The organism is Streptomyces sp. NPDC001450 (assembly GCF_053597295.1).
In genome coordinates, this window is record NZ_JBSFHY010000016.1 from 1 (window position 1) to 12,968 (window position 12,968).

Genomic DNA, 12,968 nt, shown 5'->3' on the forward strand with positions numbered 1-12,968 from the left:
ACGCCCGGTTACATTCCGAACCCGGAAGCTAAGCCTCACAGCGCCGATGGTACTGCAGGGGGGACCCTGTGGGAGAGTAGGACGCCGCCGAACAATCTTTGGAGGACCCCTGGTCCCAGCGTTCAGCTGGGACCAGGGGTCCTTTCGTTTTTACAATGCTTGCGGTACCGAAGACAGGAGTCACCGATGTCCACCAACTCTCCCGAAGACCGGCCGGAGCGCGACCAGCGGCGACGGGACAGTGGTGACCGCGGGGATCGCGGCGGTTACCGCGGTGACCGTGGTGACCGTGGTGACCGTGGTGACCGTGGTGGGTTCCGTCGGGACAACGACCGTACCGACCGCGGTGGTTACGGCCGGCGTGACGACAACCGTGGCGGCTTCCGTCGCGATGACCGTCGTGATGACAGGCGCGATGACCGTCGTGATGACCGCGACCGTGGTGAGCGCGGTGGCTTCCGCCGGGACGAGCGCCGTGATGACAGCCGTGGTGGTGGCTACGGCGACCGTGGTGACCGTGGTGGCTACGGCCGTCGCGACGACCGGCGTGAGGGCGACCGGGGTTCCCGTCCGGCGTACCAGCGTGACGACCGGGACCGTGGGCCGCGCCGGGACGACCGCGGTGACCGCGGCTTCCGCCGTGATGACCGCCGGGACGACCGCCGGGACGACCGCCCCGCCTACCGGCGCGACGACCGGCGTGACGACAGCCGTGGCGGCGGTTACGGCGACCGTGGTGACCGTGGCGGTTACCGTCGTGATGACAGGCGCGATGACCGTCGTGATGACCGCGACCGTGGTGAGCGCGGTGGCTTCCGCCGGGACGAGCGCCGTGATGACAGCCGTGGTGGTGGCTACGGCGACCGTGGTGACCGTGGTGGCTACGGCCGTCGCGACGACCGGCGTGAGGGCGACCGGGGTTCCCGTCCGGCGTACCAGCGTGACGACCGGGACCGTGGGCCGCGCCGGGACGACCGCGGTGACCGCGGTGACCGCGGTGACCGCGGCTTCCGCCGTGATGACCGCCGGGACGACCGCCGTGATGACCGCCGGGACGACCGCCCCGCCTACCGGCGCGACGACCGGCGTGACGACAGCCGTGGCGGCGGTCATGGCGACCGGCGGGACGACCGCCGGAGCGAGGACCGCGGTGGTTTCCGTCGCGACGACCGCGACCGCGACCGCGGCGAGCGCGGTGGCTTCCGCGGCCGGGACGACCGAGGCGGCCGTGGGCCCCGTAGGGACGACCGCGGCGGTCGTCCGGGCGGCTTCCGGGGGCGTGACGGGCGGGACGACCGCCGTGACGACCGGCGCGGTGGCGGCCGCTTCCGTGACGAGCGCGACCGGGACCGGGACCGTGAGCCGATCAAGCGGCTGCCGATCCCGGAGGACGTCACCGGTGACGAGATCGACAAGGACGTCCGGCAGGAGCTGCTGAGCCTGCCCAAGACGCTCGCGGACGACGTCGCCAGGAACCTGGTGATGGTCGCGCGGCTCATCGACGAGGACCCCGAGGGTGCCTACGGCTACTCGAGGGTGGCCCTGCGCCTGGCGTCCCGTGTGGCCGCCGTGCGCGAGGCCGCCGGGTTCGCGGCGTACGCCAGCCAGAAGTACAGCGAGGCCCTCGCCGAGTTCCGGGCCGCGCGGCGCATGACCGGCACCGTCGACCTGTGGCCCGTGATGGCCGACTGCGAGCGTGGGCTCGGGCGGCCGGAGAAGGCGCTGGACATGGCCGGCGCACCGGAGGTGCACAAGCTGGACAAGGCCGGGCAGGTCGAGATGCGGCTCGTCGCGGCGGGCGCCCGGCGTGACATGGGCCAGCTGGACGCGGCCATCGTGACCCTGCAGAGCCCGGAGCTGGCCTCCAACTCCGTCCAGCCGTGGACCGCGCGGCTGCGCTACGCCTACGCCGACGCCCTGCTGGCCGCGGGCCGGCAGAGCGAGGCGCGGGAGTGGTTCGCGAAGGCCGTCGAGGCGGACCGGGACGGGAGCACGGACGCCTCCGACCGGCTCGCAGAGCTCGACGGCGTGGAGTTCGTCGACGCCCTCGACGAGAGCGAGAGCGAGAGCGAGAACGAGAACGACGACAAGGGTGGCAACGAGGAACAGCGCGATGAGAGTGCTGCTTCCTCTGTCGACGCCACCGCCGCTCAGGATGACGACAAGGACTGACCCGAGCGGGTGACGACGTGAGGAAGGGCGGGACCGAACGGTCCCGCCCTTTCGCATGTACGCGGTCAGATATCCAGCGCCCGCAGCACCAGCCCCGATGCCGGCTTCGGGCCGAACGACGTCGACTTGCGGGGCATGGTCACGCCCTGGCGGGCCAGGTCGCGTACGACGTCCTCGTGGACCGGGTGGAGCAGGACGGCCGTACCGCCGTCGCGCTCCGCCTTCGCCACCGTGGCGGCCGTGTCGTGTATGTAGGCGATGTGGGCCGGGGAGTCCTCGGGGATGTGCCAGACGTGGTCGAGGAGCGTGGCGTGCAGGACCGTGGCGTCCAGGGAGCGCCAGGCGGCCGGGCGGTCCTCGGGGATCGTGCGGGCCAACAGGTCCGGGTCCGGGCGGTCGACGAGGTGGAAGGCGCCGTCGCCGGCCAGCAGGAAGGCGTTGCCGGCGCAGGCCGCGTCCGCCAGCAGCTCCAGCGCCTTGGCCAGCGGCACGTCGAGGTGTCGTACCCGGAAGAGGTCCTCCAGGGCTGCCAGCGCCTCCGCGACCGGCAGGCCGTTCAGCAGGCGGTGGATGGCTCGGACGCGCAGGGGGTAGCGGGCGGTGTCGACCAGCAGGACCAGGCCGTGGTCCCAGGGGCTGGGGGAGGCGTGTTCGGCGCGCAGTAGCAAGTAGGTGGCCCAGCGGTGGTGGCCGTCGGCGATGAGGGCCTGGTGGTGGGCCAGGTCGGACTGGATGCGGGCCACGTCGGCCGGGTCGGTGACCGACCACAGGCTGTGGTGGAAGCCGTCCTCGGTGGTGGTGGCCAGCAGCGGGGGCTGTTCCGCCGTGCGCTCGACGACCTCGGCCGCCGTGCCGTTGCCGTGGTAGGTCAGCAGCAGGGGTTCCAGGTTGGCACGGGTGGCGCGCATCAGGGCCGCGCGGTCGGCGACCACCGGGGGCATGACGTCCTCGTGCGGCAGCACCACGCCCTCCGCGGGCTCTGACACGCGTAGAGCGCCGATGACACCGCGCTGGAGCATGCCGTTGCCGTCCCGCTGCTCGTACACGTACAGGGCGGGGTCCGGGTCGGTGGTCAGGACGCCGTCGGCGAGCCAGCGGCGCAGGGTGTCGGCAGCCTGTTCGTTGCGGGCGCTGGGGGTGCCGGCCTGGGGAAGGATCAGACGGACGATGTTGTACGGGTCGGCGGCCTCGAGGTAGTGCAGGCCGTCGGGGCGGATGACGACGTCGTACGGCGGGGAGGTGACGGAGGCCAGGCTGCCGACCCGGTCGGGGTCGTAACGAAGGCCTCGGAACGGGGTGAGTTCCAGGCCTCGGCGCGCCGTTGCTTCCGAGTGACCTGCAGTGTTCATCCCGGCATCGTACGTGTGTCAGTGGCGTGCGGGATGATCGGGGGAGAGAGCGTCGAGCAAGGAGCGATGTGGAATGAGCCAGGGCGTCAGGAAGAGGCCCGAGGGCAGTGAGCAGCCCCTGAGCGAGGCGTACGACACGGCGCTGCTCGATCTGGACGGGGTGGTGTACGCGGGCGGGAGCGCGATCGTGCACGCCGTCGACTCGCTGGCCGAGGCCCGCGCGTGCGGGATGCATCTGGCCTACGTAACCAACAACGCGCTGCGCACGCCGGACGCCGTGGCGGAGCATCTGACGGAGCTGGGGATACCGACGGGGGCTGACGACGTCATCACCTCGGCGCAGGCCGTCGCGCGGCTGATCAGTGAGCAGGTGCCGGCCGGGTCCCGGGTGCTGGTGATCGGCGGTGAGGGGCTGCGGGTGGCGCTGCGCGAGCGCGGTCTGACGCCGGTGGAGTCGGCGGACGACGATCCGGCGGCGGTGGTGCAGGGGTACGGCGGGCCCGAGCTGACGTGGGGGCGGTTCGCGGAGGCGTCGTACGCCGTGGCGCGTGGGGTGCCGTGGTTCGTGTCCAACACCGACCTGACGATTCCCAGCGGGCGGGGCATCGCGCCGGGCAACGGGGCGGCCGTGGAGGTCGTCCGGATCGCGACGGGCGCGGAGCCTCAGGTGGCGGGCAAGCCGTTGCCACCCATGCACCGGGAGACGATCCTGCGTACGGGCGCGGAGCGGCCGTTGGTGGTCGGGGACCGGCTGGACACGGACATCGAGGGCGCGTTCAACGGCGGGGTGGACTCGCTGCTGGTGCTGACCGGCGTCACGGACGGCCGGCAGCTGCTCGCCGCGCCGCCGCAGCACCGGCCGACGTATGTGGACGCCGATCTGCGCGGGTTGCTCACCGGCCAGCCGGAGGTCACCGGGGACGATGCCGGTTTCCGCTGCGGGGGCTGGACGGCGACTGCCGGCGCGGACCGGCTGGAGCTGGACGGCGAGGGCGACGTCCTGGACGGGCTGCGGGCGCTGTGCGCGGCGGCCTGGACAGCGGCCGGGGACGGTTCCTGCGAGCTGGACGGAGGGAAGGCGCTGGCGCGGCTCGGGCTCTGACCGCGCGTCAGCCTCGGGATCGAGAACCTCGGTATCGAGGACCGCGGTATCGAGGACCGCGGTATCCAGGACCGCGGTATCGAGATCGCATGCGAGGGTAGGCTAACCTAACCTGGTGTTGGTCGACAGTCCTCCGGAACAGCGCGCGGAGACCGCCCCCGCGCCCCCAACCCGTCGGGCGGTACGGGCCCTTGGGCTCCTCCTCGCCGTCGCGATCCTGGTGCTCGTCGCCCTGGCGAGCATCGCGATCGGGGCGAAGGCGCTGACGCCGGACCAGGTCTGGCACGGCCTGTTCCGCGACACGGGGACGTACGGCGACGTCGTCGTCGACGAGCGGCTCTCGCGTACGGTCCTCGGTCTGCTGGCCGGCGCCGCGCTCGGCCTGTCCGGGGCGGTGCTGCAGGCGCTCACCCGCAACCCGCTGGCCGACCCGGGACTGCTCGGCATCAACGCCGGTGCCTCCGCCGCCGTCGTCACGGCCATCACCTATTTCGGCGTCACCAGCCTCACCGGCTATGTGTGGTTCGCCTTCGGCGGGGCGGCGGCGGTCGGCGCGCTGGTGTGGTTCCTCGGTGGCAGCCGGGGTGCCACACCGGTACGGCTGGCGCTCGCCGGTACGGCGATCAGCGCCGCGTTGTACGGCTATCTCCAGGCCCTGATGATCATGGACGGCGCGGCGCTGGGCAGGATGCGCTTCTGGACCGTCGGTTCGCTGGCCTCGGCGACCGGCTCGACCATCGTGCAGGTGCTGCCGTTCCTCGCGGTCGGTACGGTCCTCGCGCTCGCGCTGGCCCGGCCGCTGAACGCCGTGGCGATGGGCGACGACACCGCCCGCGCCCTCGGTGCCAGCCTGGCCCGCACCCGGACGCTGGCCATGCTCGCCGCCACCGTGCTCTGTGGCGCCGCGACCGCCGCCTGCGGTCCGATCGTCTTCGTCGGTCTGATGGTCCCGCACGTCGTGCGCTCCTTCACCGGCCCCGACCTGCGCTGGATCCTGCCGTACGCGACGGTCCTGTCACCCGTGCTGCTGCTCGGCGCCGATGTCATCGGCCGGGTCGTGGCCCGCCCCTCGGAGCTCCAGGTCGGCATCGTCACCGCGATCATCGGCGGCCCGGTCTTCGTTCTTCTCGTACGACGGCGGAGGACGGCCCAGCTGTGAAGACCAACCGTGTCATCAGGGCGCCGGGCGGGCTCTCGCTGCGGCTGGACGTCCGGGCTGTCACCGTCGTCGTCCTGCTGCTGCTGGCCGCGCTCGCCGCGAGCGTCGTGCTGATCGGCACCGGCGACTTCCCGATCTCCGCGGGTGACGTGGTGAAGACGCTGCTCGGCGACGGCAACGCCGGCCAGGAGTTCATCGTCAACGAGCTGCGGCTGCCGCGGGTCCTGGTCGGGCTGCTGGTCGGCGCCTCGCTCGGGCTCGGCGGGGCGCTGTTCCAGGCCGTCACCCGCAATCCGCTGGGCAGCCCGGACGTGCTCGGCCTCGGGCAGGGGGCGACCGCCGGGGCGCTCGTGGTGATCGTGCTGTTCTCCGGGAGCGCGGCCCAGGTCACCGTGGGCGCGCTCGTGGGCGGACTGGTGACCGGGCTCGCCATCTATCTGCTGGCCTGGAAGCAGGGCGTGCACGGTTATCGCCTGGTGTTGGTCGGAATCGGCGTCTCCGCGATCGTCACGGCGATCAACGGCTATCTGCTCACCGTGTCCGACATCGTCGACGCGGCCCGTGCCGTCGTCTGGATGACGGGGTCCCTGGGCGGCCGCGACTGGGACCAGGTCTGGCCGCTGCTCGGGCTGTGTGCCGTACTCGTGCCGCTCGTCCTCGCCAACGCGCGCGGCCTCAGGATGACGGAGATGGGCGACGACGTCTCGAACGCCCTCGGCGTGCGCGTCGAGCGCGTACGGGCGCTGCTGATGGTGGCCGCCGTCCTGCTCACCGCGACCGCCACCGCCGCGGCCGGCCCGGTCGGCTTCGTGGCCCTCACCGCACCACAGCTCGCCCGTCGCCTGACCGGGTCTCCCGGCCCGAACCTGCTGCCGTCCCTGTGCATGGGCGCCGCCCTCCTGGTCACCGCGGACTGGGCCTCGCAGCGGGCCTTCGGCGCCGACCAGCTGCCGGTCGGCGTGGTCACCGGAGTCCTCGGCGGCGTCTACCTGCTGTGGCTGCTGGTCACCGAGCGCAGGGCAGGCCGGATATGAGCGGCTCGGGGCAGCCGGACACGAGCGGCTCAGCGACCAAGAACACCCGAAGGAGCACTGTGAACCGCCTGTCCGCCGAGAACGTCACGCTCGCCTACGACCAGCGCGTCATCGCCGAACAGCTGTCGGTGGAGATCCCCGACAACTCCTTCACGGTGATCGTCGGCCCGAACGCGTGCGGCAAGTCGACACTGCTGCGGGCGCTGTCGCGGATGCTCAGGCCGAGCCAGGGCCGGGTGCTGCTGGACGGGCAGGTGATCCAGTCGATGCCGGCCAAGAAGGTCGCGCGGACCCTCGGCCTGCTGCCGCAGTCGTCCGTCGCGCCGGACGGGATCACCGTGGCCGACCTCGTCGGCCGCGGCCGCTACCCGCACCAGGGCATCCTGCGGCAGTGGTCGGCGCAGGACGAGCGGGTCGTCCAGGAGTCCATGGCGCAGACGGGCGTCGCCCAACTCGCCGACCGGTACGTGGACGAGCTGTCCGGCGGCCAGCGCCAGCGCGTGTGGATCGCCATGGCGCTCGCCCAGCAGACCCCGCTGCTGCTCCTGGACGAGCCGACCACCTACCTGGACATCCAGCACCAGATCGACGTCCTCGACCTGTGCGCGGAGCTGCACGAGACTCAGGGCCGCACCCTGGTCGCCGTCCTGCACGACCTCAACCACGCCGCCCGGTACGCCACCCACCTGATCGCCCTGCGCGGCGGCCGGGTGATCGCCGAGGGCGCCCCGAACGACATCGTGACGGCCGAGCTGGTCGAGGAGGTCTTCGGGCTGCGCTGCCAGATCATCGACGACCCGGAGACGGGGACCCCGCTGGTGGTGCCGGCCGCCAGGAAGGCGCGTGCGGCGCGGGTTACAGCAGCTTCCTGAGCCGGAACAGGTCCAGCAGGTTCGCCTCCAGCCGCACCCGGCCCGAGCCCCAGGCGGTGGCGAAGTTCACCTCGCCGTTCACCAGGGCCACCAGGTCGTCGCCGGCCATGGCGAGCCTGATCTGCGCCTTCTCGCGCGGTGGCCCCGGGTGGGTCTCGTCCACATCGATCCGGCCGCCGGTGAGCCGGCCGGCGAAGGTGACGTCCAGGTCGGTGATGTGGCAGCTCACGGAGCGGTCCAGGGCGGCGGCCGCGCGGGCGTCGCCCTCGGCGCCCTGCATGTTGTCCGAGAGCTTTCCCAGTGCGGCGCGGCACTCCTGGATCGTGGCCATGGCGCACGACGGTACCCCAGCGGTTCGGGGTAGCGTCTGGGCATGAGCGAGTCCGTGTCAGAGGCCGAGGTCGGCACCGAGTTCATGGCCGAGGCGGAGGCCGTGGCCGACGTCGCACCCGAGTACGACCCCGCCGCCCCCGCCCCCCTGAACGTCCCCCGCACCCCCACCGGCAACGCCGAGGTCGACGCCCAGCTGGAGCGGCTGGGCGACACCGACCATCTCGCCACCGACGGACACCTCGAGGTGTACGAGGATGTACATCAGGGGCTGCGCGACGCGCTCACCGCGCTCGACGCCCGCCCGGGACCTCCGGCGCCCCCGTCCTCGTATCAGAGCAGGAGCTGAACCGAACGTGGCAGGAGTCGCACGCCGCCGTCTGGACGCGGAGCTGGTCCGCCGGAAGCTCGCGCGCTCGCGCGAGCACGCCAGCCAGCTGATCGTCGCCGGGCGGGTCACCGTCGGCAAGACCGTGGCGACCAAGCCGGCCACGCAGGTGGAGACCGCGGCGGCGATCGTGGTCCAGTCCGACGACAGCGATCCCGACTACGTGTCGCGAGGCGGGCACAAGCTCGCGGGTGCGCTGGAGGCCTTCGTACCCCAGGGGCTGGTGGTCGAGGGACGGCGCGCGCTGGACGCCGGCGCGTCCACCGGAGGCTTCACAGACGTCCTGCTGCGCGCGGGCGCCGCGCACGTGGTCGCCGTGGACGTCGGATACGGCCAACTCGCGTGGTCTCTCCAGAACGATGAACGCGTCACCGTCAAGGACCGTACGAACGTACGCGAGTTGACGCTCGAGGCGATCGATGGGGAACCTGTGGATCTTGTCGTGGGTGATCTGTCCTTCATCCCGCTGGGGCTGGTGCTGCCCGCCCTGAAGCGGTGCGTGAAGCCGGACGCCGACCTGGTGATGATGGTCAAGCCGCAGTTCGAGGTGGGGAAGGAGCGGCTCGGCAGCGGGGGTGTCGTACGGAGTCCGCAACTGCGGGCGGAGGCCGTGCGGGGGGTGGCCGAGAAGGCCTGGGAGCTGGGCCTCGGGGTGCGTGGAGTCACCGCCAGTCCGCTGCCCGGTCCCTCGGGCAATGTCGAGTACTTTCTCTGGCTGCGGTCCGGTGCCCCCGAACTGGACCCGGCCGACGTTGACCGTGCAGTGGCGGAGGGGCCGCGTTGACACAGAACCGAGCGCGTACTGTTTTCCTGCTCGCCCACACCGGGCGTCCCGCGGCGATCCGCAGTGCGGAACTCGTGGTCAAGGGACTGCTGGGGCACGGCATCGGGGTGCGGGTGCTGGAGGAGGAGGCGCGCGACCTGCCGCTCCCCGATGAGGTCGAGCTGGTCAAGGAGGCGACACCGCAGTGCCTCGACGGCTGTGAGCTGCTGATCGTGCTCGGCGGCGACGGCACGCTGCTGCGCGGCGCGGAGTTCGCCCGGGCGTCCGGGGTGCCGATGCTCGGCGTCAACCTCGGACGGGTGGGGTTCCTCGCGGAGGCCGAGCGGGACGACCTCGACCGGGTCGTCGACCGGGTGGTGGCGCGGTCGTACGAGGTCGAGGAGCGGATGACCGTCGATGTCGTCGTGCACCGCAACGGGGACATCGTGCACACGGACTGGGCGCTGAACGAGGCGGCCGTGCAGAAGGCCGGCGCCGAGAAGATGCTCGAGGTCGTGCTCGAGATCGACGGGCGGCCGGTTACCGCTTTCGGGTGCGACGGGATCGTGCTGTCGACGCCGACCGGGTCCACGGCGTACGCGTTCTCCGCCGGGGGGCCGGTGGTGTGGCCCGAGGTGGAGGCGCTGCTGATGGTGCCGATCAGTGCGCATGCGCTGTTCGCCAAGCCGCTGGTCACTTCGCCGAATTCGGTCCTTGCGGTGGAGGTTCTGCCGCATATTCCGCCCGGGGTGCTGTGGTGTGACGGGCGGCGGACCATCGAGTTGCCGCCGGGGGCGCGGGTGGAGGTTCGGCGGGGGGCTGTGCCGGTGCGGCTGGCCCGGCTGCATCACGCTTCGTTCACGGACCGGCTCGTGGCGAAGTTCGCGCTGCCGACTCATGGGTGGCGGGGGGCGCCTCACCACTCGCCGGAGTGAGATAGGCGGGCCGTGTGCACTCTCCCGCCGGGACCTCGTATGGTCTGTTCCGTGTTGGAGGAGATGCGGATACGGTCGCTCGGGGTCATCGACGACGCTGTCGTCGAGTTGTCGCCGGGGTTCACCGCCGTCACCGGTGAGACGGGTGCGGGCAAGACCATGGTGGTCACCAGCCTGGGGCTGCTGCTCGGTGGGCGGGCGGACCCGGCGCTCGTGCGGATCGGGGCCGGGAAGGCGGTCGTGGAGGGGCGGATCGCCGTCCCCACGGACGCCGCCGCCGTCGTACGCGCCGAGGAGGCCGGGGCCGAGCTGGACGACGGCGCCCTGCTGATCAGCCGTACCGTTTCCGCCGAAGGGCGCTCGCGGGCGCACCTGGGCGGGCGCAGCGTGCCCGTGGGGCTGCTCGCCGAGCTGGCCGACGACCTGGTGGCCGTGCACGGGCAGACCGACCAGCAGGGGCTGCTGAAGCTGTCCAGGCAGCGACAGGCCCTGGACCGGTACGCGGGCGACGGCGTCGCCGTGCCGTTGGCCAAGTACACCGAGGCCTACCGGCGGCTGCGGGCGGTCTCCGTCGAGCTGGAGGAGATCGTCACGCGCGCGCGTGAGCGCGCCCAGGAAGCCGACATGCTCCGGTACGGGCTCGAGGAGATCGCGGCCGTGGAGCCGCGGGCCGGGGAGGACGTGGAGCTGGCCGAGGAGGCGGAGCGGCTCGGGCACGCCGAGGCGCTGTCGTCCGCCGCCACCGCCGCGCACGCCGCCCTCGCGGGCAATCCCGAGGATCCCGAGGGCATCGACGCCTCGACCCTTGTCGCGGGCGCGCACCGGGCCCTGGAGGCCGTCCGCTCCCACGATCCCGCGCTCGCCGCCCTCGCCGACCGGATCGGTGAGGTCGGGATCCTGCTCGGTGACGTGGCCGGCGAGCTCGCCGGGTACGCCGACGACCTGGACGCCGACCCGCTGCGGCTGGCCGCCGTGGAGGAGCGCCGGGCCGCGCTGAACGGCCTCACGCGCAAGTACGGCGACGACATCGACGCCGTTCTCGCCTGGGCCGAGCAGAGTGCAGCGCGGCTCACCGAGCTGGACGGCGACGACGAGCGGATCGACGAGCTGACCGCAGAGCGGGACGCGCTGCGTACCGAACTGGGTGGGCTGGCGCAGGCGCTGACGGACGCGCGGACGGAGGCCGCCGAGCGGTTCGCCGCCGCGGTGACCGCCGAGCTGGCCTCGCTGGCGATGCCCCACGCGCGCGTGTCCTTCGACATCCGGCAGACCGAGGACCCGGAAGGCGTCGAGGTCGGCGGGCGCACGGTGGCGTACGGGCCCTCGGGCGCGGACGAGGTCGAGCTGCTGCTCGCCCCGCACCCGGGCGCGCCGCCGCGGCCCATCGCCAAGGGCGCCTCCGGCGGTGAGCTGTCCCGCGTGATGCTGGCCGTGGAGGTGGTGTTCGCGGGGACCGACCCCGTGCCGACGTACCTCTTCGACGAGGTCGACGCCGGTGTCGGCGGCAAGGCCGCGGTGGAGATCGGGCGGCGCCTGGCGAAGCTCGCCAGGACCGCACAGGTCGTCGTGGTCACCCACCTGCCCCAGGTCGCCGCCTTCGCCGACCGCCAGCTGCTGGTCGAGAAGACCAACGACGGCTCGGTCACCCGCTCCGGCGTGAAGGTCCTGGAGGGCGAGGAGCGGGTCCGCGAGCTGTCCCGGATGCTGGCCGGCCAGGAGGACTCGGAGACGGCGCGTGCGCACGCGGAGGAACTGCTGGCCACGGCTCGCGCGGATCTGTGACGCTGTCGGGATGATCAACCGCGCCCGAAGGTCCCGCTCGTTCCTGCTGTCCGCCGCGCTCACCCGGGCCGGCCAGGCACTCCTGCGCGCCGAACCGCCCGGCGGGCGTGAGCGTTGGGAGCGGAGGAACCACGCGGGGCGGACCGTCGGGCTGTACGCCGGGCCCGCCTCGGCTCTCGGCACGGCGGTCGCGGCCGCCCGGGTGCACCCCGGTGCCGGGCTCGCGGTGCTGGCCGCCGGGGCCTGCGGGGCGTACGACGACGTCGCCGGGGCCGGGGATCCGCGGCGCGGGTTCCGCGCACACCTGGGTGCGCTGCGGGACGGCGAAGTCACCAGCGGGGCCGTGAAGTTGTTCGGGATCTCCGCCGCCGCCCTGGTGGCGGGCGCCCTGCTGAAGGAGCGGCCCCTCGACAAGGTGCTGGCGGGTGTCGTGATCGCCGGCGCCGCTCACTTCGTGAACCTGGTCGACGTACGGCCGGGGCGTGCGGCCGGTGCGGTGCTCGCGCTCGGGGTGCCGGGGCTGCTGCGGAACGGGCCGGGCGGGGAACTGAGCGCGGCGGCCCTGGGCGGTGCCGCGGCCGTGCTGCCCGACGACCTCGGGGAGCGCGTGATGATGGGCGACGCGGGGGCGCACGCCCTGGGGGCGGCGCTCGGTGCCGCCGTGGTCGCGTGCAACGGGCGCGTGGGACTGCTCGCGCACGCTGTCGTGGTGGTGGCGGGCGCGGCATACGGGGACCGGGTGAGTGCCGGGGTGCGCGCGCTGTGAGCCTGTGACCTCGGGGTACGGGCGCACGGGCCGTTCCGTCGAGCCGGAGCTTTATTCACTCGTGTGGGTGACGTGCTCCGGCGCACTGCTCCGGCCCGCCGCGCTGTGCGCCTCCCCGGATTGCCCGGAAGGGCCGTACGTCCTGGCATGCTTGGCAGGGAACGCAGGGCGGGCGGCGGGTTGACGCAGCGCGGGTGGCGGGTCGAACGCAGTCCGCGCGGGAGGCGCGCGGTACGTCCTTCCGCCCCTCTCCGCCCGCTACCTTCAGTACGTTTCTTCCTTCAGTACGTTTCTTCGTGACCGCCCGCGCCGAGTC

The 12,968-nt window shown here is 72.8% G+C and carries 13 protein-coding genes and 1 rRNA gene; 11 read left to right on the forward strand and 3 right to left on the reverse strand.

The features are described 5' to 3' along the window. A 5S ribosomal RNA gene (gene rrf / locus ACWC5O_RS19135) occupies positions 1 to 93 on the forward strand; the annotation flags it as partial. Between the two features lie 87 nt (positions 94 to 180). Here the strand turns inward: rrf and ACWC5O_RS19140 are convergent. Then, positions 181 to 1,113: a hypothetical protein gene (locus tag ACWC5O_RS19140; RefSeq protein WP_450781032.1), complete on the reverse strand. Its 933-nt coding sequence runs from the start codon at positions 1,111 to 1,113 to the stop codon at positions 181 to 183. A 261-nt stretch (positions 1,114 to 1,374) separates the two neighbouring features. Here ACWC5O_RS19140 and ACWC5O_RS19145 point away from each other — a divergent pair, with 261 nt between their 5' ends. Then, on the forward strand, positions 1,375 to 2,172 hold the full coding sequence (locus ACWC5O_RS19145; protein WP_450584658.1) for a hypothetical protein: 798 nt from the start codon (positions 1,375 to 1,377) through the stop codon (positions 2,170 to 2,172). 65 nt (positions 2,173 to 2,237) lie between these two features. On the opposite strand, the gene ACWC5O_RS19150 is transcribed toward ACWC5O_RS19145, so the two are convergent. After that, positions 2,238 to 3,521, reverse strand: coding sequence for a DUF1015 domain-containing protein (locus tag ACWC5O_RS19150; protein ID WP_450584639.1), 1,284 nt, complete (start codon positions 3,519 to 3,521; stop codon positions 2,238 to 2,240). A 73-nt stretch (positions 3,522 to 3,594) separates the two neighbouring features. Here ACWC5O_RS19150 and ACWC5O_RS19155 point away from each other — a divergent pair, with 73 nt between their 5' ends. The 4 genes from ACWC5O_RS19155 to ACWC5O_RS19170 all read left to right on the forward strand — a co-directional run bounded on the left by ACWC5O_RS19155 (position 3,595) and on the right by ACWC5O_RS19170 (position 7,688). Further along, positions 3,595 to 4,623, forward strand: coding sequence for an HAD-IIA family hydrolase (locus tag ACWC5O_RS19155; RefSeq protein WP_450584637.1), 1,029 nt, complete (start codon positions 3,595 to 3,597; stop codon positions 4,621 to 4,623). A 115-nt stretch (positions 4,624 to 4,738) separates the two neighbouring features. Then, positions 4,739 to 5,782 carry a FecCD family ABC transporter permease gene (locus ACWC5O_RS19160; protein WP_450584635.1) on the forward strand — a complete coding sequence of 348 codons (1,044 nt, stop codon included), beginning with the start codon at positions 4,739 to 4,741 and terminating at the stop codon, positions 5,780 to 5,782. Next, positions 5,779 to 6,816, forward strand: a complete 1,038-nt coding sequence (locus tag ACWC5O_RS19165) for a FecCD family ABC transporter permease (protein WP_450584633.1) — start codon at positions 5,779 to 5,781, stop codon at positions 6,814 to 6,816. Before ACWC5O_RS19160 ends, ACWC5O_RS19165 begins: the two co-directional genes overlap by 4 nt. A 59-nt stretch (positions 6,817 to 6,875) precedes the next feature. Continuing rightward, positions 6,876 to 7,688, forward strand: coding sequence for an ABC transporter ATP-binding protein (locus ACWC5O_RS19170; RefSeq protein ID WP_450584632.1), 813 nt, complete (start codon positions 6,876 to 6,878; stop codon positions 7,686 to 7,688). On the opposite strand, the gene ACWC5O_RS19175 is transcribed toward ACWC5O_RS19170, so the two are convergent. Next, on the reverse strand, positions 7,672 to 8,019 hold the full coding sequence (locus tag ACWC5O_RS19175; RefSeq protein WP_450584630.1) for an SCP2 sterol-binding domain-containing protein: 348 nt from the start codon (positions 8,017 to 8,019) through the stop codon (positions 7,672 to 7,674). The two genes, ACWC5O_RS19170 and ACWC5O_RS19175, sit on opposite strands and share 17 nt — an antisense overlap. Before the next feature lie 42 nt (positions 8,020 to 8,061). Between ACWC5O_RS19175 and ACWC5O_RS19180 the strand changes: the two genes are divergently transcribed. The 5 genes from ACWC5O_RS19180 to ACWC5O_RS19200 are packed head-to-tail and all read left to right on the forward strand — an operon-like array spanning position 8,062 to position 12,652. After that, the gene (locus ACWC5O_RS19180) at positions 8,062 to 8,367 is read left to right on the forward strand and encodes a hypothetical protein (protein WP_450584628.1); all 306 of its coding nucleotides are present in this window, start codon (positions 8,062 to 8,064) and stop codon (positions 8,365 to 8,367) included. 7 nt (positions 8,368 to 8,374) lie between these two features. Further along, entirely contained in the window at positions 8,375 to 9,190 is an 816-nt protein-coding gene (locus ACWC5O_RS19185) for a TlyA family RNA methyltransferase (RefSeq protein ID WP_450584626.1), read from the forward strand. Then, positions 9,187 to 10,104: an NAD kinase gene (locus ACWC5O_RS19190; protein ID WP_450584624.1), complete on the forward strand. Its 918-nt coding sequence runs from the start codon at positions 9,187 to 9,189 to the stop codon at positions 10,102 to 10,104. The genes ACWC5O_RS19185 and ACWC5O_RS19190 overlap by 4 nt, the downstream gene beginning before the upstream one ends. Positions 10,105 to 10,143: 39 nt before the next feature. Continuing rightward, a complete protein-coding gene (gene recN, locus ACWC5O_RS19195; protein WP_450584622.1) occupies positions 10,144 to 11,886 on the forward strand; it encodes a DNA repair protein RecN in 1,743 nt (580 codons plus the stop codon). 10 nt (positions 11,887 to 11,896) lie between these two features. Next, positions 11,897 to 12,652: a hypothetical protein gene (locus ACWC5O_RS19200; protein ID WP_450584620.1), complete on the forward strand. Its 756-nt coding sequence runs from the start codon at positions 11,897 to 11,899 to the stop codon at positions 12,650 to 12,652. Positions 12,653 to 12,968: the final 316 nt, after the last annotated feature.

Coding starts and splice junctions, on each gene's coding strand:
- ACWC5O_RS19140 (WP_450781032.1), bottom strand. CDS start 1,113: ATGACCGCCGCCACGGCTGTCGTCACGCCGGTCGTCGCGCCGGTAGGC.
- ACWC5O_RS19150 (WP_450584639.1), bottom strand. CDS start 3,521: ATGAACACTGCAGGTCACTCGGAAGCAACGGCGCGCCGAGGCCTGGAA.
- ACWC5O_RS19155 (WP_450584637.1), top strand. CDS start 3,595: ATGAGCCAGGGCGTCAGGAAGAGGCCCGAGGGCAGTGAGCAGCCCCTG.
- ACWC5O_RS19175 (WP_450584630.1), bottom strand. CDS start 8,019: ATGGCCACGATCCAGGAGTGCCGCGCCGCACTGGGAAAGCTCTCGGAC.
- ACWC5O_RS19180 (WP_450584628.1), top strand. CDS start 8,062: ATGAGCGAGTCCGTGTCAGAGGCCGAGGTCGGCACCGAGTTCATGGCC.
- recN (WP_450584622.1), top strand. CDS start 10,144: ATGGTCTGTTCCGTGTTGGAGGAGATGCGGATACGGTCGCTCGGGGTC.
- ACWC5O_RS19200 (WP_450584620.1), top strand. CDS start 11,897: ATGATCAACCGCGCCCGAAGGTCCCGCTCGTTCCTGCTGTCCGCCGCG.